Source organism: Acinetobacter sp. YH12041, assembly GCF_013419975.1.
Lineage (GTDB): Bacteria > Pseudomonadota > Gammaproteobacteria > Pseudomonadales > Moraxellaceae > Acinetobacter.
The window spans coordinates 402,311-427,292 of record NZ_VOZC01000001.1 but is presented as its reverse complement, the minus strand read 5'-3'; the positions used below and the strand labels follow the sequence as shown (position 1 = coordinate 427,292).

At 42.7% G+C, this 24,982-nt stretch carries 21 protein-coding genes; 14 read left to right on the top strand and 7 right to left on the bottom strand.

What is annotated here, in order from left to right:
- Positions 1-54 precede the first annotated feature (54 nt).
- The 4 genes from FTU00_RS02015 to tig all read right to left on the bottom strand — a co-directional run bounded on the left by FTU00_RS02015 (position 55) and on the right by tig (position 4,406).
- Entirely contained in the window at positions 55-771 is a 717-nt protein-coding gene (locus FTU00_RS02015) for a DUF2846 domain-containing protein (RefSeq protein WP_004781989.1), read from the bottom strand.
- A gap of 167 nt (positions 772-938) precedes the next feature.
- Positions 939-2,249, bottom strand: a complete 1,311-nt coding sequence (gene clpX / locus FTU00_RS02010; RefSeq protein ID WP_180178972.1) for an ATP-dependent protease ATP-binding subunit ClpX — start codon at positions 2,247-2,249, stop codon at positions 939-941.
- A gap of 29 nt (positions 2,250-2,278) precedes the next feature.
- Positions 2,279-2,884, bottom strand: coding sequence for an ATP-dependent Clp endopeptidase proteolytic subunit ClpP (gene clpP / locus FTU00_RS02005; protein WP_004781985.1), 606 nt, complete (start codon positions 2,882-2,884; stop codon positions 2,279-2,281).
- Between the two features lie 190 nt (positions 2,885-3,074).
- The gene (gene tig / locus FTU00_RS02000) at positions 3,075-4,406 is read right to left on the bottom strand and encodes a trigger factor (protein ID WP_004781984.1); all 1,332 of its coding nucleotides are present in this window, start codon (positions 4,404-4,406) and stop codon (positions 3,075-3,077) included.
- A gap of 502 nt (positions 4,407-4,908) precedes the next feature.
- Between tig and FTU00_RS01995 the strand changes: the two genes are divergently transcribed.
- From FTU00_RS01995 to rdgB, 10 genes are all read left to right on the top strand, one after another.
- The gene (locus FTU00_RS01995; RefSeq protein ID WP_180104543.1) at positions 4,909-7,146 is read left to right on the top strand and encodes a TonB-dependent siderophore receptor; all 2,238 of its coding nucleotides are present in this window, start codon (positions 4,909-4,911) and stop codon (positions 7,144-7,146) included.
- A 412-nt stretch (positions 7,147-7,558) separates the two neighbouring features.
- Entirely contained in the window at positions 7,559-9,814 is a 2,256-nt protein-coding gene (locus FTU00_RS01990) for a catecholate siderophore receptor Fiu (protein WP_179992401.1), read from the top strand.
- Positions 9,815-9,893: 79 nt separating this feature from the next.
- Positions 9,894-10,577, top strand: a complete 684-nt coding sequence (locus FTU00_RS01985; protein ID WP_034704407.1) for a Fe2+-dependent dioxygenase — start codon at positions 9,894-9,896, stop codon at positions 10,575-10,577.
- A complete protein-coding gene (locus tag FTU00_RS01980) occupies positions 10,577-11,683 on the top strand; it encodes an alpha-hydroxy acid oxidase (RefSeq protein ID WP_180054006.1) in 1,107 nt (368 codons plus the stop codon). The genes FTU00_RS01985 and FTU00_RS01980 overlap by 1 nt, the downstream gene beginning before the upstream one ends.
- 316 nt (positions 11,684-11,999) lie before the next feature.
- A complete protein-coding gene (locus tag FTU00_RS01975) occupies positions 12,000-14,318 on the top strand; it encodes a TonB-dependent siderophore receptor (protein WP_180178971.1) in 2,319 nt (772 codons plus the stop codon).
- A gap of 464 nt (positions 14,319-14,782) precedes the next feature.
- Positions 14,783-16,480 (top strand): 2-isopropylmalate synthase, encoded by a 1,698-nt coding sequence (gene leuA, locus FTU00_RS01970; RefSeq protein WP_034704399.1) that lies wholly within the window; start codon positions 14,783-14,785, stop codon positions 16,478-16,480.
- A 112-nt stretch (positions 16,481-16,592) separates the two neighbouring features.
- Positions 16,593-17,753: a homoserine O-acetyltransferase gene (locus tag FTU00_RS01965; protein ID WP_034704397.1), complete on the top strand. Its 1,161-nt coding sequence runs from the start codon at positions 16,593-16,595 to the stop codon at positions 17,751-17,753.
- On the top strand, positions 17,753-18,346 hold the full coding sequence (metW, locus tag FTU00_RS01960) for a methionine biosynthesis protein MetW (protein ID WP_004781976.1): 594 nt from the start codon (positions 17,753-17,755) through the stop codon (positions 18,344-18,346). Before FTU00_RS01965 ends, metW begins: the two co-directional genes overlap by 1 nt.
- On the top strand, positions 18,343-18,933 hold the full coding sequence (locus FTU00_RS01955; RefSeq protein WP_166136288.1) for a tetratricopeptide repeat protein: 591 nt from the start codon (positions 18,343-18,345) through the stop codon (positions 18,931-18,933). The genes metW and FTU00_RS01955 overlap by 4 nt, the downstream gene beginning before the upstream one ends.
- Before the next feature lie 103 nt (positions 18,934-19,036).
- On the top strand, positions 19,037-19,663 hold the full coding sequence (gene rdgB / locus FTU00_RS01950; RefSeq protein WP_179992405.1) for an RdgB/HAM1 family non-canonical purine NTP pyrophosphatase: 627 nt from the start codon (positions 19,037-19,039) through the stop codon (positions 19,661-19,663).
- Between the two features lie 166 nt (positions 19,664-19,829).
- Here rdgB and FTU00_RS01945 read toward each other — a convergent pair whose 3' ends face one another.
- Entirely contained in the window at positions 19,830-20,711 is an 882-nt protein-coding gene (locus FTU00_RS01945; RefSeq protein WP_180178970.1) for a permease, read from the bottom strand.
- Positions 20,712-20,824: 113 nt separating this feature from the next.
- Positions 20,825-21,607: an NRDE family protein gene (locus FTU00_RS01940; protein WP_166136282.1), complete on the bottom strand. Its 783-nt coding sequence runs from the start codon at positions 21,605-21,607 to the stop codon at positions 20,825-20,827.
- A gap of 93 nt (positions 21,608-21,700) precedes the next feature.
- On the opposite strand from FTU00_RS01940, the gene lgt reads away from it, so the two are divergent.
- The 3 genes from lgt to FTU00_RS01925 all read left to right on the top strand — a co-directional run bounded on the left by lgt (position 21,701) and on the right by FTU00_RS01925 (position 23,374).
- Entirely contained in the window at positions 21,701-22,513 is an 813-nt protein-coding gene (gene lgt, locus FTU00_RS01935) for a prolipoprotein diacylglyceryl transferase (protein ID WP_180033533.1), read from the top strand.
- 89 nt (positions 22,514-22,602) lie between these two features.
- Positions 22,603-22,995 (top strand): hypothetical protein, encoded by a 393-nt coding sequence (locus FTU00_RS01930; protein WP_034169880.1) that lies wholly within the window; start codon positions 22,603-22,605, stop codon positions 22,993-22,995.
- The gene (locus FTU00_RS01925; RefSeq protein ID WP_180178969.1) at positions 22,988-23,374 is read left to right on the top strand and encodes a hypothetical protein; all 387 of its coding nucleotides are present in this window, start codon (positions 22,988-22,990) and stop codon (positions 23,372-23,374) included. Before FTU00_RS01930 ends, FTU00_RS01925 begins: the two co-directional genes overlap by 8 nt.
- 49 nt (positions 23,375-23,423) lie before the next feature.
- On the opposite strand, the gene FTU00_RS01920 is transcribed toward FTU00_RS01925, so the two are convergent.
- Entirely contained in the window at positions 23,424-23,969 is a 546-nt protein-coding gene (locus tag FTU00_RS01920) for a CHAP domain-containing protein (RefSeq protein WP_179992412.1), read from the bottom strand.
- A 388-nt stretch (positions 23,970-24,357) separates the two neighbouring features.
- On the opposite strand from FTU00_RS01920, the gene FTU00_RS01915 reads away from it, so the two are divergent.
- Complete coding sequence (locus FTU00_RS01915; RefSeq protein WP_180178968.1) at positions 24,358-24,849, top strand: lipocalin family protein; 492 nt, start codon at positions 24,358-24,360, stop codon at positions 24,847-24,849.
- Positions 24,850-24,982: the final 133 nt, after the last annotated feature.

Below are 24,982 nucleotides of genomic sequence, written 5' to 3'. Positions count from 1 at the left end.
CTATATAAAAAAGCACCCTTAATGGGTGCTTTTTTATTGGAATTTTAAAATTAATTACCAGGTTCTTGGATCCCAGAGTTTAAACGGTGTGGTTAACTGTACATCTGTAGATGGATCATATTCAGTTGCCTTAATTTTCTGGGCTTTCTTGCGGATTTTCCCAGTTTCCTGATCCTGTGCAAAAAAGTTAAAACTGTCCGATTTTAACTGGGTAAAAGCAATTTCATTGAGGCCCACACTGCTCGGCATCAGCATCAGAGGTCCCGGAACACTACGACGGGTGCTTAGATTTTCTTCATCATACTTAATAAAATAGGATTGACCCGCTTCTACGGTAAAGTCCAGATATTTAGGTTTCTGGAAGTGCAAAGCACCTAAAGGACGGCTGGTACTCAAGCGATAAGTGCCTGCAGGTAACTCAATCCAGTAATGATGATTATGCAATAAACTCGGAATACGATGCTGATTGATAAATAGGCTGGCAGCGACAATTTCCTGACGGTTCCATTTGGAATCCGGGCGGTATAAATAAACAATTGCTGCATCCTCATGCTGAGGTTTAACTGCCTGAAAATGATTGCCCTGTTTCTGGTTGACCCAGCCGCCAATTGTAAACATCCCCACCCGATGCTGTTCGACGAAGCCTGGTTTTTTTTCAAGATCAATATTTTTTAAAGTGCTGAGTGGCTGTGTAGGCTCAACTACGGCTTTTTTACCGTGACAACCCATCAGCGCCAAACTGCCGATGAGCACCATTGCGACTCCACGCATGCTTATCCCTCACTGCGTCTTTATTCTTGTATGCAAGTGCTTTGCGATATATTTTTATAGCTTTCGGCGTCCACGCCTAGATGTTGAGATTAGCATCTGCTTTTATCTTTTGGAAATAAAAAACGTGCGAAAACACGGGGTTTTCGCACGTTTCTGACGAATAGCAATCAAGCAGATTTGCTATTCACCACCTTTAAATCAACTTTTGCCGCTGTTTCTGGCTCATCATGTGGTTGACGTTCAGCACGAAATTCTGGTGCAGCTTCACCATTAATGACAGCTTCATTCACCACCACGGTGCCTACATCGCTACGACTCGGCAGGTCATACATGGTTTCTAGCAATGAATTTTCCAGAATCGAACGCAGGCCACGCGCACCAGTATTACGTTCCAGTGCTTTTTTCGCAACGGCACGTAGTGCTGAATCTTCAAAGACCAAGTCCACATTTTCCATCTCAAACAAATGTTTATATTGACGAGTTAATGCATTCTTCGGCTCAGTCAGAATCTGCATTAAAGCTTCTTCATCGAGCTCATCCAAAGTCGCAATCACGGGTAAACGACCAATGAATTCTGGAATCAGACCAAATTTCACTAAGTCAGTCGCTTCGACCTGACGGAACAATTCAGACAACTTTTTGCTTTCGTCTTTATTACGGACTTCTGCAGTAAAGCCAATACCACCTTTCTCCTGACGCTGCTGTACGATTTTCTCAAGACCTGAGAATGCACCGCCACAGATGAACAGGATATTCGAGGTATCAACCTGAATGAATTCCTGCTGCGGATGCTTACGACCACCTTGTGGTGGAATTGAAGCAACCGTACCTTCGATCATTTTCAGCAAGGCTTGCTGTACGCCTTCACCTGATACATCACGAGTAATGGATGGGTTTTCAGATTTACGGGTAATCTTGTCGATTTCATCGATATAGATAATGCCCTTTTGCGCTTTTTCGACATCGTAATCAGCTTTTTGCAAAAGCTTTTGTACAATGTTTTCAACATCTTCACCCACATAACCCGCTTCAGTTAGGGTTGTTGCATCTGCCATGGCAAATGGAACGTCCAGAAGACGGGCAAGGGTTTGTGCCAGCAAGGTTTTACCTGAACCGGTCGGACCGACCAGCAGGATATTACTTTTGGCAATTTCAACGGAATCATCTGCTTTCTTACCATTGGTCTGTACTTTCAGACGTTTGTAATGGTTGTATACGGCCACAGATAATGTCTTTTTCGCTACGTCCTGACCAATCACATATTGATCGAGCGCCGCACGGATTTCATGCGGTTTCGGTAAAGGACGGTTCGCCCAGTCATTGGTTTCGACCTGTTGACTGGTTTGAACCAAATCTAAGCATACGTCCACACATTCATTACAAATGTATGCGTCCTCGCCTGCAATCAGCTTTCCGACTTCAGACTGCGTTTTACCGCAAAATGAACAATGCTTTTGTCCTTGAGGATGTTCGGACATATTTACTCCAATATCTCAATCTCTAAAACTTATGGACGTTTCGTTAGAACTTCATCCACAAGACCGTATTCTTTCGCTTGCTGAGCAGTCATGAAGTTGTCACGGTCTGTATCGCGTGCCACTTTTTCATAGTCCTGACCGCTATGTTCAGCCATTAAACGGTTTAAACGTTCTTTAATGAACAGAATTTCACGTGCGTGAATTTCAATATCTGATGCCTGGCCTTTGAAACCACCCAAAGGCTGGTGAATCATGACACGTGCATTTTCAAGGCAGTAACGTTTGCCTTTAGTTCCTGCATTGAGCAGGAATGCACCCATTGATGCTGCCTGACCCATACAGTAAGTCACAACATCCGGTTTAATAAACTGCATGGTATCGTAGATCGCCATGCCAGCAGTCACCGAACCACCCGGTGAGTTGATATATAAATGAATATCTTTATCTGGGTTCTCAGCTTCTAAAAACAACATTTGCGCAACGATCAGGTTGGCCATATTGTCTTCAACTTCACCTGTCAGAAAAATTACCCGCTCACGTAAAAGGCGTGAATAAATATCAAAAGAACGCTCACCACGAGAGGATTGTTCTACCACCATTGGCACTAAAGCGTTTTCAATCGTTGGAACATACATAGGTTTATTTATTCCTAAATTTTTGTGACTTAATCCATAATCACAATATGAGGGATAATCAATGAAATTGCAAAATAATCGCGAATAATTCCATCATATTTTTTGCATTAGTTTTGTGAAAATCAGATATGTCAAGAAATTACTAATATGAAAAAAGGCGCACGAAGCGCCTTTTTATGGAAAGCTTGAATTAGCCTTGTTGACGAGCTTGTTGCTCTTTCAATAAGTCTTCATAGCTTACAGTCGCATCAGTCACTTTAGCAGATGACAGAATGTGATCAACAACTTGATCTTCAAGTACAACTGCTTCGATTTGAGCACGTTGTTGCTTGTCATTTTTGAAGTATTCAATCACTTCGTTTGGATCTTCGTAAGAAGAAGCCATGTCTTCGATATAAGCTTCAACGCGCGCTTGATCTACTTCGATTTTCGCATCAGCAAGAATGCGGCTTACCAATACGCCAAGTTTAACTGATTTCTCAGCTTGTTCTTTGAACAGGTCATCTGGAAGCATGCTTGAATCAAATGCTTTCGCGCCTTGAGCACCGAACTGTTGAGTGAACTGCTGGATCATTTGTTGACGTTGACGGTCAATTTCTTGAGCAACCATTGCAGATGGAAGTTCAACTTCGTTTGCAGCTACAAGTGCATCGAAAGTTGCGCCTTTAACCTGGTTACGCAGGCCGTTTTTCACTTCACGTTCCATGTTTTTACGAACGTCAGCTTTCAGTTTTTCAACGCCATCTTCTTCAGAAATACCGAAGATTTTCAGGAATTCAGCATCAATTTCTGGAAGTTTTTGTTTTTCAACAAGTTTCACATTGATTTTGAATTGAGCTTGTTTACCAGCAAGGTTTTCAGCTTGGTAATCTTCAGGGAAAGTAACATCGATCACTTTCTCTTCGCCTTTCTTCATACCGATGATGCCATCTTCGAAGCCAGGGATCATACGACCAGAACCTAAAACAAGTTTAAAGTCTTGCGCAGCGCCGCCTTCAAATTTTTCGCCATCAACAGTACCTTCGAAGTCGAAAGTTACTTGCATGTCTTTTTTAGCCATGCCTTTAGTTTCAGCCCAAGAAGCGCGTTGTTTTTGAAGATTTTCAATCATCTTCTCAACGTCTTTATCATTTACTTCAGACGCTTTACGTTCAACTTCCAGACCTTCGAATTTCACTTCAACTTCTGGATAAACTTCAACAGTCGCTTCATAAACTAAAGCATCATCTTTCATTTCAGTTTTTTCGATGTTTGGCATACCAACAGCGTTGATTTTTTCTTGTTGGATTGCTTCGAAAACTGTGTCGCGAATGATGTCGTTGACAACTTCTTGGTAGATACCAGCGCCGTATTCACGACGAACTACGTTTACAGGTACTTTACCTGGACGGAAGCCGTTGATCTTCGCAGTTTTAGCAGTGCGTTTTAAACGAGCTTCAAATTGCTCATTAATACGGCTCGTCGGTACAGAAACATTTAAACGACGGGCAACGCCCGAAACCGCTTCAGAAGTTACTTGCATGGCTTCCTCTATATATTTGGTAATAACAGGTTTATAAAAATGTGCCACATTATATGACAACATTTGCAGATATACAAAACACAATACTTGAATCGTCTTTATTGATGCTGTAATAATCAAATTTATTCAGTCAAATTCATTTTTCTTTGATTAAATATCCCTTCCCTCAAATAAGAGTAGATATATTGATTACTCAAACTGGACGGATCATCTCATTCATCGGCATTTATGGATTTTTATAGGACTTTTAGTAAACTTTTCTTTATCTTTTCTTCAAAATTTTTAAACTCTAATAATCTCAATAAAAGTAACGATAATAATCTATTAATCAGATCTATTTTAAATACATTAACTTAGAAACATTTTGATACACTATCACATTGATCAAACCAATTAATACAATCCTTAAAATCGTCATTTCCTATCGTCAAGTAATTCTTAATTTAAATAAGAATTATTATTATTCGCATACATAAATTTTATGCTTTTTTCGGGTTCCCACATGTCGTTTATCAAATCACGTAAAAAACTCGTTTCATCGGCGATTGCCTCTTCCCTCTCGATTGTAACCGTAAATGCTGTGGCTGATGAAAATGTGGTCAAGCTCGAAACTATTCATCAAGAAGTTAAAGCTGAACAGACACCAAGTTTAAAAGTAGATAATTCCGCAAATAAGAAATTTGTTGCACCTTTACTGGATACACCTAAATCTGTATCAGTCATTTCTAAGCAACTGATTGAAGACACTCAAGTCACTACACTTTCTGATGCTTTACGTACTGTACCTGGTATTACTTTGGGTGCGGGTGAAGGTGGCAACCCGAATGGCGATCGTCCATTTATTCGTGGTTATAACTCTGAAAGCTCAATGTATGTAGATGGAGTTCGTAGCGCGACTTCACAAAACCGTGAAATGTTTGCGGTCGAACAGGTTGAAGTGACCAAAGGCTCTTCTTCTGCAATGGGCGGTGCCGGTACGACTGGCGGTAGCATCAACATGATCTCTAAGGTTGCTAAAGCTGGTGATTCTTTAGAAGGTTCCATTGCACAAGGTACCGATAATTACCAGCGCATCACTTTAGATGGCAACAAAGATTTCGGTAATGGCATTGCAGCGCGTATTGCTATGATGGGTCATCAAAATGAAAAAGCAGGTCAGAAAGACGGCGCTGAATATAAACGTGTAGGTATTGCACCAAGTATCAGTTTTGGCCTGGATACTCCTACTCGTGGGACTTTAAGCTATTACTACTTAAAATCTGATGATACGCCTGATGCTGGTGTTCCATATAATTATGACAAAGATAAAAAAGCGACTGTCGGTAAACCTATCGATGTTAAACAAGGCATCTACTATGGTTTATTAAATCGTGATTTCCAGAAACAAGAAAATCAGATTGGTACACTTAAATTAGAACATGATCTGACTGATGATTTGACTTTGAGTAATACTGCTATTTATAGCAAGTCAAAAAATGATTATCTATGGACGCAGCCTGATGACTCAAAAGGTAACGTACTCAATGATAAAGTATGGCGTCGTATTAACTCACGGATTACAGATACAGAAACCTTTAGCGATCAACTTTCTTTAGCAGGTAAGTTTAATACCGGTGCTCTAAAGCATAGCTTTAATACAGGTGTTGAATACTCTAAACAAGAATCTGATAAAGGTAACTATTCAACCACCTACCCTGGCTACCCTGATAGCACGACAGGTGGATTTAACAGTGATTGTGCAAATAATGATGCATGGTGTACTTCTTTAACCAATCCAAACTCACGTGATCAATGGTTAGGTGCTCGTACAGCCAACAGAGCTACCACGACCACTACCACAGAAACAGCTTCTATTTATTTACTGGATAACATTGAACTCAATCCGCAATGGTTATTGGACTTAGGATTGCGTTGGGATGACTTTGATACCAAGCAAAAAACCAATGCTTCAGGTGAAACCATTTCAAGTGACGCTGATTTCTTCACTTACCAGGCAGGTCTTACTTTTAAACCGCGTGAAAATGGATCTATTTACACAAGCTTCGCTACTTCAGCCAACCCTGTAGGTGTTGACTCAGGTGATGGTTCAGAAGGTATTGCAGAAAATTATAGCAATCTCGATCCTGAAGAAAGCCGCACATTTGAAATTGGTACGAAATGGGATCTATTTAATGACAAATTGAATTTGACTGCTGCAATTTTCCGTACTGAAAAACAGAATGCTCGAGTTCAGTTAACACCGACTACTTATGCTAACGTTGGTGAAAGTAAGGTAGATGGCTTTGAGCTTGGTTTAAACGGTAATCTTACTGATAAATGGGCAGTCTCTGCGGGCTATACATACCTAGACAGTGAAGCTGTTGATAATGGAAAAAAATGTAGCGGTCGACCAACTGTATGTACAAATGAAGATAGTCCATACAATGGAAATAAAATGCCTAACGTTGCGAAAAACTCAGCCACACTTTGGACGACTTATGATCTAACCCCTGCGTTAACAATCGGTGCGGGTGCAGTTGCGATGGACAAAGTGTATGGTGACCTAGCGAATACTAAATATGTTCCAGGTTATGTACGCTATGATGCCATGGCACGTTATAACGTAAATCAAAATGTTGACCTGCAGTTAAATGTAAATAACTTATCTGATGAACGTTATTTCACTAAAGCTTATGCATCTCACTATGCAACTGAAGCAGAAGGCCGTAACGCAGTTCTTTCTCTGAACTTTAAATACTAAGTTTTAGCTTCTTCCCTCATCAAAAAATAGCCTCATTCGTGAGGCTATTTTTATTTTCTGAAAGATATAAAACTTTAAATCTAGATTTAGTTGTATTTATAAACCTTTTGATAAAAAGCTTTAAATAGAAAATAATTACATTTTTTAATCTTAGGTAAAAAACTGAAAAATAAGTTTATTTTGAAATTTTTCTTAATAGAAATCCCAGATTAAAGTTTGAATATTAAACAGTAATTTCATCCATAAATTCATAAGAATGATTTAATTAAATATTGTTAATGATAATTATTATCACTACAATTCGCAAAATTGTTAAAGGCCATAACAATAACTCCATAATTGCTGCTATTTGATGAACTCGAGCATATCAAGGTGGTAAGGGAAATATTATTCAATTCAGGAATTCTGTCACATGGCGCATATCAAAAGCCGAAAACATCATTACAAGACTTCATTGGTCGCACTTGCTGCAACTTTGCCACTGATCACTCATGCAGATAACATCACCAATGAAGGCGTTATTCAGCTTCCAGAAATTACAGTTAAGAATAAAACTGCAAATGAATATAAAGTAGATCAATTGAGTTCTGCTAAATCTAGCCAAGCTTTAGTAGATACGCCTCAGACTGTTTCGATTATCAACAAAAACTTATTAAAAGAACAAGGTGCAACCACCCTGGTTGAAGCCTTACGTAATACGCCAGGAATTACCCTACAACTCGGTGAGAATGGGAATACCAGTGCTGGCGATGCCTTCCAGATGCGCGGCTTTTCAACTCAAAGCTCCACCTATCTGGATGGCATTCGTGACCTCGGCGCTGTAAGTCGTGATGTGTTTAACCTGGAACAGGTGGAAGTCGTAAAAGGCCCTGCGGGTGCCGAAGGTGGGCGTGGTACGGCGTCTGGTTATGTGAATCTGGTCAGCAAATTGCCTCATTTGGAAAACAGTCGTGAAGTCTCTGCCACCTACAATACGGCTGAACATACGCGTCTTGCCACTGACATTAATCAGGCGATCAATGACAGCGTTGCTGTCCGTTTAAATGCAATGGGTCAAGATGGCGGTGTAGAAGGCCGCGACTTTATCCAGAATCAAGGCTGGGCTGTTGCCCCTTCTATCGCCTTTGGTCTGGATAGTGATACTCGCCTGTATCTTTATTCCCAGCATATCCGCCAACGTAACATTCCGGATGGCGGTATTCCAACGATTGGCATGAAAGGTTTCTGGAATGCTGACCCACTGATTGCCAGTGCACCTAAAGTAGACCGTGAAAATTATTATGGCCATACCGATGACCATGAAGATGTTGATGCTGACATGTATACAGCAAAAATCGAAAGTGACTGGGCTGAAAATCTGAAATTTACCAATATTACCCGTCTGGGTAATACCCATATGCAGCGTACTTTGACGGGGATTAATAGCCTTTCAAGAAATGACTCTACCAATCCTCAAGACTGGACAGTAAGCCGTTCACGCCAGGGTGTCGATCAGGAAAATAAAATTCTGGCTAATCAGAGCACGGTGAACTGGAATGTCAAAACCGGTTCAGTGGAGCATGATCTGGTCGCTGGTGTAGAACTATTAAAAGAGCAGCAACATTCCAGAACACTGGCCACACAAATGCCGGGACAGCCAAGCAACACCACACCACCCGCGAATCTATATCATCCTGACCGTCACCAGAATCTGCCTGATCCTGTGTATACGGGCGCTTATTCGGATGGTGAAACCCAAACGGCGGCTGCTTATCTTTTCGATACGCTCAAGTTTGGCGAACGTTTTCAACTTAATGGTGGCGTCCGTGTCGATTATTACGATACTAATTACGATGCGCTGGGTTACTCAACCGACAGTACGACACTAGCAGTGACTGAAACCAAAACAGATTTAAAAGCCCATGACACTTTATTCAGCTGGAAGCTCGGTGGTTTATATAAGCCAACCGCCTACAGCAGTGTCTATGCATCTTATGCCAAATCCCTGACACCGCCGGGTAGCAGTAACTTTAGCCTTTCATCCACAGGAATAAACAGCTCAGCCGCAGACCCTCAAGAAACTCATCATTATGAAATTGGCACCAAATGGGATCTGCTAGAGGGTGATCTGGCTTTAAATGCTGCGGCATACTACACCGAAAATGAAAACCAGTTTACCCAAGATCCAATTACCCGCGAGTCTGTTCAGGAAGGTAAAACTACAGTTAAAGGAATCGAATTGGGTGCTGTCGGTAAAATTACTGATGCCTGGAATATTTCAGCAGGTGTTGCCCATATGAAAACCGAGCAAAAAGACCAGTTCAGTGTCAACTCCAACACGGGTGTAGTGACCCAGACCAATAGTGTACGTTGGTCACCTGAATGGACCGCTTCTTTATGGACGACCTATAACATTGCTGGTTTAAAACTGGGCTTGGGCGCACGTTATGTGGATGAGCAAAAACGTGTGATTACCGATAGTACTGCAGCAGCGAATATGCCAAGTATTCCAAGCTATGTGGTATTTGATGCTATGGCCGGTTATACCTTTAATGACCAAACTTCCTTAAACCTGAATGTTTATAATCTGGCAGATAAAGAGTACATCAGCACGCTGAATAATGGAGGTGGCCGTGTGATCTTAGGCCAACCACGTTCAGCAGCTTTAACCCTGAACTATAAATTTTAATTCAGCTTTTATCTCTATCTATCAATATCGTGTATTCTCTTGAATGCACGATATTTTCAATTGCAGGAATGCTTTTAAAATGATGTTACATATCCCGGCAGTATTAAGCAAAGCACAAGTTGCCGAACTGAGACAACAACTAGATCGTTCAGAACACTGGATGAATGGGCAACTCAGCGCCGGGAGTCAGGCACAGAAAATCAAAAAGAACCTGCAGCTGGATTCTTCTTCTGTCCTGTATCAGCAGATTAGCCCTATCATTTTACAAGCGCTTAAAAGTCATCATTTAATTACCTCTGCTGCCCTACCGAAACATATCCTGCCGCCCCTGTTTAACTGCTATCAGGATTCTGGTACCTATGGCAATCATGTCGATAATGCCATTCATTACTCTCCTCTACTCGGACAGGCCATTCGTACCGATGTGTCACTAACTTTATTCTTATCTGAAATCGATGAATATGAAGGTGGTGAGCTGGTCGTTGAAGACCAGTATGGCTGCCATGAAGTCAAGCTGGATGCGGGTGATGTGATTGTTTATCCATCGACCAGCCTGCATCGGGTTGAACCAGTAACTCAAGGCAAACGTATTGCTGCCGTAACCTGGATTCAAAGTATGATCCGTGAAGATGCTAAACGCAGTATGTTGTTTGATCTGGACATGACCATTATCAAACTACGCCAGCAGATTGGCGATACTGAAGAAGTCCTACAACTGACCCATCATTATCACAACCTGATTCGTCAATGGGGTGATTTATAATGTCACGTGAACCAATGGCGCCATTAACCCAGATCCCGGCCTACCTACAAACCATCGCCGATTATGAGGTCGAAGCAGAAAAACATCTCTCCAGTATGGTCTGGAACTATCTGCAAGGTGGCTCCATGGATGAAATCAGTGTCCAGGATAATTTACAGCAGTTTCAGGATATTCAGCTTCTGCCACGTATGCTGAAAGATCTGACCCAAGGCAGTACTGAACTTGAAATGTTCGGACAGAAATTTCCGCATCCGATTTTTTTGGCACCGATTGGACATCAGCAGCAGTTTCATCCTGAAGCCGAAGCCGCTTCTGCCCTCGCCGCAGAAGTGATGGGCAGCAATATGATTCTCAGTACGTTTACCAATACCGATATGCGCGCATTGAAACAGGACAATCCACGCAAATGGTTTCAGCTGTATTGGCAAGGGGATCGGGAAAAATCTTTAGCTTTGATCAAAATGGCTGAAGCGCATAATTATACGGCGCTAGTGATTACGGTAGATTCACCGCATACTGGCATCCGCGATCGTGAACGTCGTGCTTTTTTCCATTTACCGGAAGGCATGCAACATCCGCATACACCTACCCATATTCCCCTACCAGAATTAAAGGAAGGTGATCATCCTGTCTTTAACGGACTAATGAAAATTGCCCCAACTTGGGAAGACATAGTCTGGATCGTACAGCAAACCCATTTACCCGTGATTCTAAAAGGAATCGTACATCCTCAGGATGCCCAGCAGGCGATTCAGCATGGGGTAAAAGGTCTGATTATTTCCAATCATGGCGGTCGTGTGCTGGATACCTGCATTTCTCCTCTCATTGCCTTGCAACTGATTAAAAAGGTGGTGCCAGCAGATTTTCCTCTGCTCTATGATGGTGGCATCCGTCGTGGATCGGATGTATTCAAGGCTATTGCCTTAGGTGCTTCTGCTGTCCTGATTGGCCGTCCTTATATTTATGGTCTGGCGACTGCCGGAGCTTTGGGCGTAGCGCATGTGATCAAAATCCTGAAAGAAGAATTTGAGATTACCATGGCCTTAATGGGAACAGCGACCGTGGCAGATATTCAACCGAGCTGTCTATTTAGGGGAATTGATTAATTAGGATTTAATTGAAAATAAAAATGAAAAATAAATTAGTTAAATATCTTACCCTTAACTCCTTGAAGCGTCTTTAAAGGCAATTCAACATAGCTTTATCTATCAATAGCTATTATCAATAAAAACCAAATAAGATCCATATTTAATCAATCTATATTAAAAACATGGTTTTAATTCTCAGTTCGCACTCTAGTCTATCTATTTTTTAAATTGATTAAATTTTGTTCATTGCCAATATCAATGCAAGAAGGATAGCAACGATAACAATAATAATTATTATTTGCGAATCCAAACTTAAAAATAAAAAAGAATGATTATGAGTTATATAAAATCTCGTAAAAAAATAGTTTCTTCAGCCATCGTTTCTTCCCTTTCTTTTGCATCTGCACACACGATTGCACAGGAAAATGTGGTGCAGCTTGAGACCATTCATCAGGAAGTACAAGCTGAACCCGTGCCGGGTCTAAAAGTCGATCAGTCAGCCAATAGCAAGTTTGTTGCGCCACTCCTGGACACGCCAAAATCTGTGGTCGTGATTCCCCAACAACTGATTGAAGATACGCAGGTCACTACGCTGGCTGATGCTTTGCGTACCGTACCAGGTATTACTTTAGGCGCAGGTGAAGGCGGCAATCCGAATGGGGACCGGCCTTTTATTCGAGGCTATAACTCGGAAAGTTCGATGTACGTCGATGGCGTGCGAAATTCGACTTCACAAAACCGGGAAATGTTTGCCATTGAGCAGGTCGAAGTTACCAAAGGTTCTGCTTCTGCCATGGGCGGTGCGGGCACTACGGGTGGCAGTATTAATATGATCTCCAAAGTAGCGAAAAAGGGAGATGCACTGGAAGGCTCTGTTGCGGGTGGTACAGATATGTATGCACGTATCACTCTGGATGCTAACAAGGACTTCGGCAATGGCATGGCGGCTCGTATCGCGGTCATGGGCCACCAGAATGAAAAAGCGGGTCAACATGACGGTGCTGAATATAAACGTGCTGGTATTGCACCCAGCTTCAGTTTTGGCCTGGACAGCGCAACGCGTGGAACTTTAAGTTATTACTATTTGAAAACTGATGATATTCCAGACTCCGGCGTTCCCTATAATAATCCATTTGGAGCCACCAATGCCAATGTCGCTTTAAATGGTAATGGGAAACCAATTGATGTCAAAGCTGGTCAATACTATGGCTGGAAAGATCGTGATTTCCAGAAACAGGAAAACCAGATTGGTACTTTAAAATTAGAACATGATTTGAATGACAATCTAACCCTGAGTAATACGGCGGTCTTTAACCGCTCTAAAAATGACTACCTCTGGACCAACCCCGATGATTCACGCGGGAACTTCATTTTGAATGGCAATGTCTGGGCACGGGCCAATTCACGTATCGCAAATACCGATACCTTTACTGACCTACTGGCTTTAACAGGCAAATTTGATACTGGTGCTATTCAACACAGCTTTAACCTGGGTGCAGAATATTCAGATCAGGATACCGAACGTACCCAATATATTATTAATGGTCTGAATGCTACTGGAAGCTCTTTTGCGGCCTGTGGTACTCCTGCCAATGTGGCCTTAGGCTGGTGTACTTCTGTAGACAATCCAGACCGGGGTGCGTGGACGGGGACACTTAATACAGATGGTGCGGACCGTTATGATATCGAGACCAAATCAAAATCGATCTACTTACTGGACAGTATCGAATTGCATCCGCAATGGATTCTGGATCTGGGTATACGTTGGGATGATTACAAAACTCAGCAAACCTTGACCTATGGACGATTCAATAATGCGGTGACAGGTGCAAACAATACACCGATTACCGCCGTTCCAGGTGATCAGCTGACCCTCGAAAATGAAGAAGACTTTTTTAATTATCAGGCGGGTCTGGTCTTTAAGCCAAGAGAAAATGGCAGTATTTATATCAGCTATGCCACTTCCTCGAATCCGGTCGGTATCGATGGTGGTGATGGCTCTGAAAGTATTAGCGCAGCTATTGAAAATCTAAAAGCTGAAAAAGTCCGCACCATGGAACTGGGAACTAAATGGGATCTTCTGGAAGATAAACTGAATCTGACGGCAGCCATTTTCCGTACTGAAAAAACCAATACCCGCTCCACCGATGCTGATGGCAGTACCCGTAATATCGGTGAGACCCGTGTCGATGGGATTGAGCTGGGTATCAATGGAAATATTACTGAGAAATGGGCAATTTCCGCAGGCTATACCTATTTGGATAGTGAACTGATTGATGGTGGCTTTGAAAATATTGGAACCACGGCCGAACCGGTTTATGTTCCAAGCACAAACAATGGCAATCAGGTTCAGAACGTAGCAGAAAACAGTGCAACTCTATGGATGACCTATCAGGTCATGCCTCAACTGACATTGGGTGCCGGTGCTGTGGCAATGGATAAAGTCTATGGCAATGCCGCCAATACCAAATTTGTTCCCGGTTATGTGCGTTACGATGCCATGGCACGTTATCAGGTGAACTCCAATGTAGATTTACAGCTGAATATCAATAACCTGTCCGATACGCGTTATTTTAGCAAAGCCTATTCTTCCCACTATGCCACTGAAGCAGAAGGCATTAGTGCCGTTTTAGGCCTGCATTTTAAATACTGATCTGAGCAATCTTCATGATATTAAGGGCTAGTCTGGATTCATCAAACTAGCCTTTATTTTTCGATATGAAAGATTTCATGTACGCATTGCTTAAGAACTTCCAACAAAGCTATTATATAAAGAAATATTTTAGCCTTATCGCTTAATTACAGGAAAATCCAACAAGATTAAAATAGATTATAGAAATATTTCTCCAATTAATAACTTTATAAGAAAATCTTTTTTAAGATACGACTAAAATCCATAGAAAAAGCAAAAACTTTTCACGTTTTCTGGACTAAAATTTAATTATAGGTTCACCATGCAGGTGTCTGGTTGATCCTGATGATCAAAACTTAAAAAATACAGGATTGATCTAATTTATCCTCACCTGCCTGTAAACGAATATATAGACAAAATCTATGCTGTAGACCGAGCAACTGCTACACCAAGCGAGTATGCCAGGCTACCTAAGGAGCTCTCTCATGATGTTGGCTGATCCAAGTAAAAAATACCGTCGCATGTATCAACGTGTGGACTTACCAGACCGTCAATGGCCAAATAATGAAATTACTAAAGCGCCAATCTGGATGAGTACTGACCTGCGTGATGGTAACCAGGCGATCTTCGAGCCAATGAACATCGAGCAGAAGTTCAAAATGTTCCAGATGTTGGTAAAAATCGGTTTCAAACATATTGAAATCGGCTTCCCGTCTGCCTCTCAAATTGATTTCGACTTCACTCGTAAATTGATTGAAGAAGGTCATATTCCGGATGACGTCTACATCGAAGTATTGGTTCAGGCACGTGACCATTTAATTGCACGTACTTTTGAATCTTTACAAGGTGCGAAACGCGCAATCGTGCATATCTACAACTCTAACTCTCCAACCTTCCGTCAAAAAGTGTTGAACGTAGACGTTGAAGGTGCAAAACAGTTAGCGATAAATGCAGCGCAAAAAGTGAAAGAATACGCAGCAAAACAGCCTGAAACTGAATTTGTCTTCCAGTACAGTCCTGAATGTTTCTCTGCAACTGAATTAGAAGTTGCCAAAGATGTCTGCGACGCTGTGACTGAAATCTGGGAAGCATCTCCAGAAAACAAAGTGATCTTGAACTTGCCAGCCACTGTCGAAGTCTCTACACCAAACGTATATGCCGATCAGGTGGAATGGATGCACCGTAACATCGAGCGTCGTGACGGCGTGATCATTTCAGTTCACTGCCATAATGACCGTGGCTGTGGGATCGCAGCGTCTGAATTAGCAATTATGGCCGGTGCTGACCGTGTTGAAGGTTGTGTATTCGGTAATGGTGAGCGTACCGGTAACGTGGACGTAGCGGCAATTGCCTTGAACATGTATACCCAGGGTGTTGCACCAAACTTGGATTTCTCGAATATCAACGAAATCATTGCGACTGTTGAAGAATGTACGGGCTTGCCAGTCCACCCACGTCATCCATATGCGGGTGACTTGGTGTTCACAGCATTCTCTGGTTCACACCAGGATGCCATCAAAAAAGGTTTCGAATTCCAGAAAAACGAAGAAATCTGGGATATGCCGTACTTGCCGATCGATCCGAAAGACTTGGGCCGTGACTATGACGCTGTCATTCGCGTGAACTCACAGTCTGGTAAAGGTGGTATCGCTTACTTGTTAGAATCGAACTACAACGTGACCTTGCCACGTCGTTTACAGATCGAATTCTCGCAAATCGTACAGCAAAAAACCGATGAAGATGGTACTGAGATTTCCGCACAAGCGATCTGGAGCTTGTTCAAAGAGACGTATGTTGCCGCGAAAGATGCTCATTACTCTGCCAAAAACTACAAATTGTCAGATGAAAATGGCAATCAGGTGATTGAGTTGGATATTGAAGTCAATGGTGAAACTCAGCACTTGCGTGGTGAAGGTAACGGTCCGATCTCTGCGATCTTGGATGCATTACAATTGCCGATTGATGTCTTGAACTATGAAGAACGTAGCATCAGTTCAGGTGCACATGCCAAAGCCTTGGCATTGGTTGAACTTCAAGTAAAAGGCACAGGTAAATCTGCCTTTGGTGCGGGCGTGCATGACAACATCGTGACCTCTTCGATTGAAGCAATTATTGCATGTACCAACCGTCTGATCGATCAGGATGTGTTAAGCACTGAACAGGTGATTGCTGCTGCCGTCTAAATCCGGTATTTGAATTAGCAATAATTCATAGCATTAAAAAGACTTTAGAAGGATACCTGCAAATGGTATCCTTTTATTTATTCATACTAAAGATTTAAGGCGAATCATTCCCGTGTCTTTTCCAGCTGACTCAGTGGGCCTTGTTGTCCCACAAAAGTTCCAATTCGAACAGCCGTTAGAGCTTGAATGCGGTCGCATCCTCCCACGTTTTGAACTGATGGTAGAAACTTATGGCGAACTGAATGCCGATAAGTCCAATGCCATTTTGATCTGCCATGCCCTGTCTGGCCATCACCATGCTGCCGGTTATCATCATGAAGATGACAAAAAACCAGGCTGGTGGGATGCCTGTATTGGCCCGGGCAAGGCAATCGATACCAATAAATTCTTTGTGGTGGCGCTGAATAATATCGGCGGTTGTAATGGTTCTACTGGTCCTACCTCTCCTAATCCCGAAAATGATAACCGTCCATACGGTCCAGACTTTCCGCTGGTCACTGTGCGTGACTGGGTGAAAACTCAGGCAATGCTGTCTGACCGTCTGGGAATCGATGTATGGTATTCCATCATTGGCGGCTCACTCGGGGGCATGCAGGCCTTGCAATGGTCCGTAGATTATCCGGACCGTCTGCAAAAATGCGTGATTATTGCTAGTGCACCGAAACTGTCTGCACAAAATATTGCCTTTAACGAAGTCGCGCGTCAGTCCATTCTGTCTGATCCAGACTTCCATCATGGCCGTTATCTGGAAAATGACAGCTATCCAAAACGTGGCCTGATTCTGGCACGTATGGTCGGTCATATTACCTATCTGTCTGAAGAAGCCATGAAGCAGAAATTTGGCCGTGATTTAAAATCTGGCAAATTCATGTATGGCTTCGATGTAGAATTCCAGGTCGAAAGCTATCTACGTTATCAGGGTGAACAGTTTAGCCGTAACTTTGATGCCAACACTTACCTGATCATGACCAAGGCACTGGACTACTTTGATCCTTCACGTGAATATCAGCAGTCATTGGTCAAAGCGATGGCACAAACCAAATGTAAGTTCCTGGTAGTTTCTTTCACGACCGATTGGCGTTTCTCGCCTTCACGTTCTGTTGAAATCGTGGATGCCCTCATTACCAATCATAAGCCTGTCAGCTATGTCGATATTGATGCTGAACAAGGCCATGACTCCTTCCTGTTCCCGATTCCCCTGTATGTAAAATCCTTGCGCGCCTTCCTGGGCGGTGAAGAACATCTGCGATCAACACCGAAGGAGGCTGTGTAATGCGTATTGACCAACAACTTGCTGAGAAATGGATCAAGCCCGGTTCACGTATCCTCGACCTCGGTTGTGGTGATGGCGAACTGCTGGCCCATATGAGCAAAAAGCACAATATTCGTGCATATGGATTAGAAATTGATCAAGAAAAGATTGCAATTGCGATCAGTCGCGGGTTAAATATCATCCAGCAGGACTTAAACCTCGGTTTAAGCCGTTTTGCTGACCAGTCTTTTGACTATGTGGTGATGGCACAGGCTTTGCAAGCTGTAGATGCACCAGACGTATTATTGCGTGACATGGTGCGTGTAGGGAAACAGGCCATTATTACCTTTCCAAACTTTGCGCACTGGAAGACTCGTTCTTTCTTGGCATTAAAAGGGAAAATGCCGGTTTCGGAAGCCTTACCCTATATGTGGTATAACACCCCGAACATTCACCTATGTACCTTCCGTGACTTTGAAGCATTATGCGCGGAAAACAACATAAAAATTATTAATCGACTCGCTGTGAATGGGAATCAAGAAGATAGTTTGCTGAGCAAACATCTCCCAAATCTGTTTGGTGAAGTCGCAATTTATCGAGTGAGCGCTCTATGAAAAAATTATTATTAAGTACGACGCTACTGGCTGGACTTTTTGGCATGCAGGCCCATGCCGATTACGTTGCACCAACGCCTTCTGTGGCCAGCCAAGCAGCGCAATATTCAGTAATGGACATTCATAGTCTGACTAAAGCGGCTAAAGCAGGTCAGCCTGGTGCACAATTTTATTTAGCAACAAAATACCAGTATGGTAAAGACATTCAGAAAGATGAACGTCAGGCTTTTGCCTGGTATAAAGCAGCAGCAGATCAAGGTCTGGCAGTGGCTCAATTGAATGTAGGCCGTATGCTGGCAGATGGTATTGGCACCAAGAAAGATGAAACACTGGCTCGCCAGTACTTTGAAAAAGCAGCCAGCCGCGGTGATAATCGTGCCAGCTTTAACCTGGCGATGATGGAAGAGAAAAAGAAAAACTATATGGGTGCTTATCAGTGGTATGAACTCTCTACCCGTGACGGCATGCTGGACAATAAAGTGATTACTTTATCTGAAGGCAAAAAAACTGCATTGGCAGCCAACTTGACCCAGGAACAGATCCGTCAAGCACGTGATCGTGCAGACCGTTGGATTCAGGCACAATAAGCTGGATCTGCAAAAGAGCGCCTTCGGGTGCTTTTTTTATGGCCTAAAAACTGCAGCAAGTTGCTACACTACATATATGTAATTTGAAAGATGAGTAATTGATATGGCTTCAACTGACTGGTTATCCCAAGGCACACTGGTACTGGCAAGTAATAATAAAGGCAAGATTGCAGAATTTGAAAAGATGTTTGCAGAACTCAAACTTCCGGTTGAAGTTATTCCTCAAGGTAAGCTGAATATTGAAGACGCAATTGAAGATGGTTTGAGCTTTGTTGAAAATGCCATTATCAAGGCACGTCATGCCTCACGTATTTCTGGCAAACCTGCGATTGCTGATGATTCAGGGATTTGTGTACCAGTTCTGGGCGGTGCACCTGGAATTTACTCTGCACGTTATGCGGGTGAACATGGTGATGATGCAGCGAACAACGAAAAATTACTGGCTGACCTGAAACCACTGCGTAAAGACGGTGAACCGATTGAAGGCATGTTTGTGTGTGTACTGGCCTTGGTTCAACATGCCGAAGACCCATTACCACAAATCTTCCAGGGCATCTGGAAAGGTGAGATCTTGGAAGCAGCCCGTGGTGAAAATGGCTTTGGCTATGATCCGCTGTTCTGGTTACCTGAACTGGGTATTGCGAGTGCGGAAATGAGCAAGGAAGAAAAAAATAAAATCAGCCATCGTGGTCAGGCGATGAAACTGTTTAAGGCGAGTTTGGAAAAGTAAGTTTCATCTCTCATTGCTCCCTCTCCCGTTGGGAGAGGGCTGGGGTGAGGGATTTTTTAAAATACACCTCTCCCTAACCCTCTCCTTAAAGGAGAGGGAAAATCATCCTTCTAAAGCTTTTACATCCTCTCTAACTCTCTCCCAGAGGGAGAGAGAACTTTTAGATTTATAAACCCGGCACCACCGCATGTACCACCATCCCATACACCCCAATCAAAATTGCACTCGCAATCGTTCCTGAGGCAATATATTTCGCTGAATAACCTGTGCCCTGATAATGGGTTTCCAGCGCCACAATATTCGCGGCGGGTGGAAGCAGGAAATACATCATCATCACAGCATAGATCAGGGCTTGATGTGGAATCGGTAATAAGAAATAAGCCCCTGCTGCCAGACCTAGAGCCAGCACAAAACGACCGCTGATCAAGATCAAACTACGTTTTAAATCACTCAGTTGAATCCTGACTTTACTCAACCACATTCCCAGAATACACATACCGGCAAAAGTCACTAGAAACTTGTTCGTGGCATAGCCCCATTGAATCAGCGGATGCGCTTCATAGGTAGTAAAATCCCAGAAGGACAAAATCGCTGCAATAGAAAGCGCAATCACTGGCGGGGATTTCAACATATTTTTAATAATGAATTGAGGAGCCTGTTTTTCAGCACTGACTGCCACTACTGCACTGACATTGCCAAATAAAGAACCGCCAATATAAAGAGCAACAATAGTATTTAAGGCATCCGGACCAAATACAGCTAAGGCAAAAGGAAAGCCAAGCCAGACCCCATTTAAATAACTAAAACATAATGCCCGCAATTTATTTTTGGAGAAAAGAAAGAACAGGCCAAACAGAAACAGCGAGCTAAAGATACTAAAACCGATCAACCAAAGACTGCCCGGCTTATAAAACACCATGTTGTAAATGACAATCAAGGGAATCAAAAGACGTGCCAGCAAGGCCGCCATAAATGGACGGATCGACTTTAAATAATGGACGCCCCAGAATCCAATCAGAAATGAAATAAGCGGAAGGAGCAGTGCCATAGGAGAGCTGAAAATTGCGTAGATAGATGGGCTTTATCCTAGCACACCTATCTACATTCAGAGTTCACTGTTTAAACTAAGCTTTTTATCAAGATCATCATGAATACTATTATTTATACAATGATCTGAATGACTTTTTCTACGATCTGTCCTGCACTATCTCCCTGCTGGGACTTTTCCAGCCATTGCCAATGCTGCTGATGCAATCTTAGAAAATTGGAACAACGTGTGCCGTAGACCGGACTCTGAATAAATGTAGATGATAGGAGTTCTTCCATCTCCTCGTTAATTCCGGTTTTGGGCAATAGTGCCGGAATCACTTTACGTTCATCTTCCAGAATATCCCAGGCAGCATGATAAATGTCTGCTTGTGGAATGCTGTTCTGTTGAAGCATCGGCAGAAGCTCCTGAGTAAAGCGCTTGCGCAAATGCCTGGTCTTTTGCCAGTCTTCGCTCATCAGGCCATTTGAGACTACATATACCCCATGTGCCAGTACTTGTGGCGCCTCACCACGATTACTCATATAGACGGCTTGATCACGATCACCGACAAACAGGTTAAAGCCCGCATAATCACATTGACGTTTTTCCAACTCTTGAGCAAACCGGATAGGTTTCAATTCAGATTCCAGAAAATGCTGAATGATATGTCCACGTGAAGTTGGGTAGTTATTCTTGTCATTACCATCCCTGAAATTGGTAATCACTGCCCATCGTCCTGAAGCAGTTATACCCATCCAGGTACCACCAGACTGCAGATCCTGCCCGGCAATAATCGGACTGTTCTCCCATTCATATAATGCCTGTGTTGGACGTTGATAGAACTCATCACGATTTGAAATCAGACATAAAGGCGTTTCATCCAGAACTCGCCAAGCCAGTGCCACAATACACATAATTGATGCTCTCGATCTTTACACATTGAATGTACAACAATTTTCTTCGCTTTCAGCTAAAATCTGTGCAAAACAGAATCACAAGGAACAGGAATGCTCACCTATCCAAACATAGATCCCGTTGCAATTTCGCTCGGGCCTTTGCAAGTCCACTGGTATGGACTGATGTATCTCTTGGCTTTTTTATTTGCCTGGGGACTGGCGACTTATCGCGCTAAACAACGCGGCTGGACACCAGATATGGTCTCGGATCTGATTTTCTTTGGGGCTTTGGGTGTGATTATCGGTGGCCGGGTCGGTTACGTTTTATTCTACGGTTTTTCTCAGTTTTTGGAAAACCCACTCTGGCTGTTCCAGATCTGGACCGGTGGCATGAGTTTCCACGGCGGTTTCCTCGGCGTAATCCTGGCCATGTTATGGTGGTGCAAGAAATATAAGATGGCCTGGTTCCAGACACTGGACTTTATTGCGCCCTGCGTTCCGACAGGCCTGATGTTTGGCCGAATTGGTAACTTTATTGGTGGTGAACTCTATGGTCGTCAAGTCACTGATCCAAATTTTGCCTTGGGCATGATTTTCCCAACCGATCCGCTGCAGCTGGTACGTCATCCCTCACAACTGTATCAGGCGCTCTGTGAAGGCTTGATTCTGTTTATCGTACTGTGGTGGTTTAGTAGCAAGCCACGTCCACGTATGGCAGTTTCTGCGGTATTCCTGACCGGCTATGGTCTAGCCCGTTTTATCGTCGAGTTCTTCCGTGAACCGGATAATGGTCAGCTATTTATTGGTTGGATGAGTAAAGGACAATTCCTGAGCCTGCCAATGATCCTGGTTGGTCTGTGGATGCTTTGGTATGCCTATCAGAAGAAAGTTTATGACTGGGGTCCACAGAAAAATAACGGATAATTTTCCTAAATATTGCGAGGCATCTGCCTCGCTTTTTTATATTTAAAATATGCTAAAGTGCTTTTTATCTTTTCTGTTCATACATCATCATGCTTGAGTTCTGGTTCAATCCGCAGGTGTCGCTCCTGAAAAAACTGCTGTTCTTTGTTGTGATTGCTGCAATTGCCGTAGGTCTGTACTGGATGGAACCTTTGCCTTTAGATGCCATCCTGATGTTTGCCGGTACCGGAATTATTTTTCTGATTTGTCGTTACTGCAAAATTCATTTCGCAGCAAAAAATCCGACTGGCCTGTTCTATCGTGTCCTGACCTGGATTCCGATTGCCTTATTAATCAGCCTGATTTTTATGAACATGAAACAGGGTGAAATTCTGCTACCGGGCGCTCAGGGAATTGCCTTTATGGCTTTGACGATCTGCCTGTTTTCGCCTCTGTCTTTGCTTAATCAGAACAAGTCGGATTCAGGTTCCCCACATGCTTGAGTTCTGGTACTCCGAACGCTGCAACCGTCAGCTCAAGCTCATCATTATTATTGCGGTATGTATCGTAATTTACATAGCATCGACTGTAGCGAAACTGGGTCCGATATTTGTTGGAATCAGTCTGGCGATTGGAATGCTGATACACGTCTTGCGTGAATTCAGATTAAAGCTTTCTCCTGAAAATCCTTATGCCGAAGGTTTTCGTGCTTTAACGATGGCGATTCCGATTGTGGCAGTAATTAGCCTGATCGGTTATTTACCCAAAACGGATGAGATCTGGAAAACTGTAGCGCTAGGTCTACAATGCTTGGGTTTTGTGGCGATTGGACTGTTTATCGTGTCGATTTATAATAAACGTGCGAAACGCTTCGAAGATTGAACCATTTCGCGACTTTCATTTTTAAGTTCTGAAATTTTCAGCGTCTGATTTAAAGATATGAATCCAGACGGTAATATGTGTATTTCACATCGGAATTACGATAGACCGCATAGCCATTCTGTTTAAAATCAGAAACCCAAGCAGAACCAGAATACGCTGCAATATGACCATACTGATGCTGTGAAGTCCGGTCGATAATGTAGATATCACCTTTTTTCGGACGGTCAAAAGACAGGTTGATTTTTCGATAGCCTAATTGCTGGAGGGTATTGCCCCAGTCAGCTGCGGCAACAGGATGATTCACAATTTTTGCGCCTGAAGACTGCAAACCGACGCGAATACTGCGTGCACATTTCTGTGTGCTAGTACTGCGGGTAATGCCTTGCAGGTAGCTGGTGAATTTTTCAATATCGAAACGCTGGCCGTTCATTGCACCGAAAGTCTTGCGAGATTCAGAGCTTTTGTTACGAGCTGACACAGAGGTATAGCGCTGAGGCTGACGTTTGGAATTTTGTCCCGATTGGGAACGAATTATGACGTTCGCTTGAACAGGAGCATGCACTTCGCTCATATTCACTTGATGATCATAAATCATATTGGACCAAGTACTCCTCGCCTGTAAGTTTGGCTTTCAAATCTTCAACACGCGGTGAATACTAGACGGTTAAATGTTACTTTTCACGTTAAAAATGTAAATATATTTTTCCGCATTTGTTTAATTTTACTTAACTTGTTATTTCTTTTAGATTTATAAAATTTACAATTTTCACAAAAAAGTTATAAATTCACTACTTTTCAAATTAATTAGCAGTTCTGCTCAGACTATTTCTAAATCAATATTTGAGCGCCTTTCTGACTAAATCTGTAATTTTACTCACGATAATAAAGTCAACATTTCACTACAGGATTACATCATTCCGGCTAACAACTCTCGTATTAGACTGATTTAGTAAATTTAAATTGAGATGATGAGGAAGAAAAATATGAGTCATGATGTAAAGACTATTTCAAATTTCAATTTAGAACAATATTTAGGGATCTGGTACGAAATTGCCCGTCTGCCTATGAAACACCAACCTGAAGACAGTACTGATATTTCCGCAGCCTACAGCCTGAATGAAAATGGCACAGTCCGCGTCCAGAACCGTTGTCTGGATGGTGCGGGCAGACTCGATGAATCTATTGGGGAAGCCACTATTGTTGATGCGGAACATGGCAAACTGGAAGTCAGTTTCTTGCCTGAAGGTTTGCGCTGGGTACCTTTTACCAAAGGGGATTACTGGATTCTCAAACTGGATGACAATTATGAAACTGCATTGGTTGGTGAGCCAAACATGAAATATCTATGGCTCCTGCATCGTAAGCCGACACTGGATGAAGCAACCAAACAGGAATATCTGGCCTATGCTAAATCTCTGGGTTATGACCTGTCTGATCTGATCCATACGGTACATACCGGTAAGCCAACAGCTTAAAAAAGATGATAAAAAAGCATCCATCATGGATGCTTTTTTATGCCCTTTTCTCTTATGTTTAATCATTTTCACTGCTATGCGGAAGTGCTCAAAAAAATGTTATGATGAGCGCAATTTTAAATTGCCCAATTCA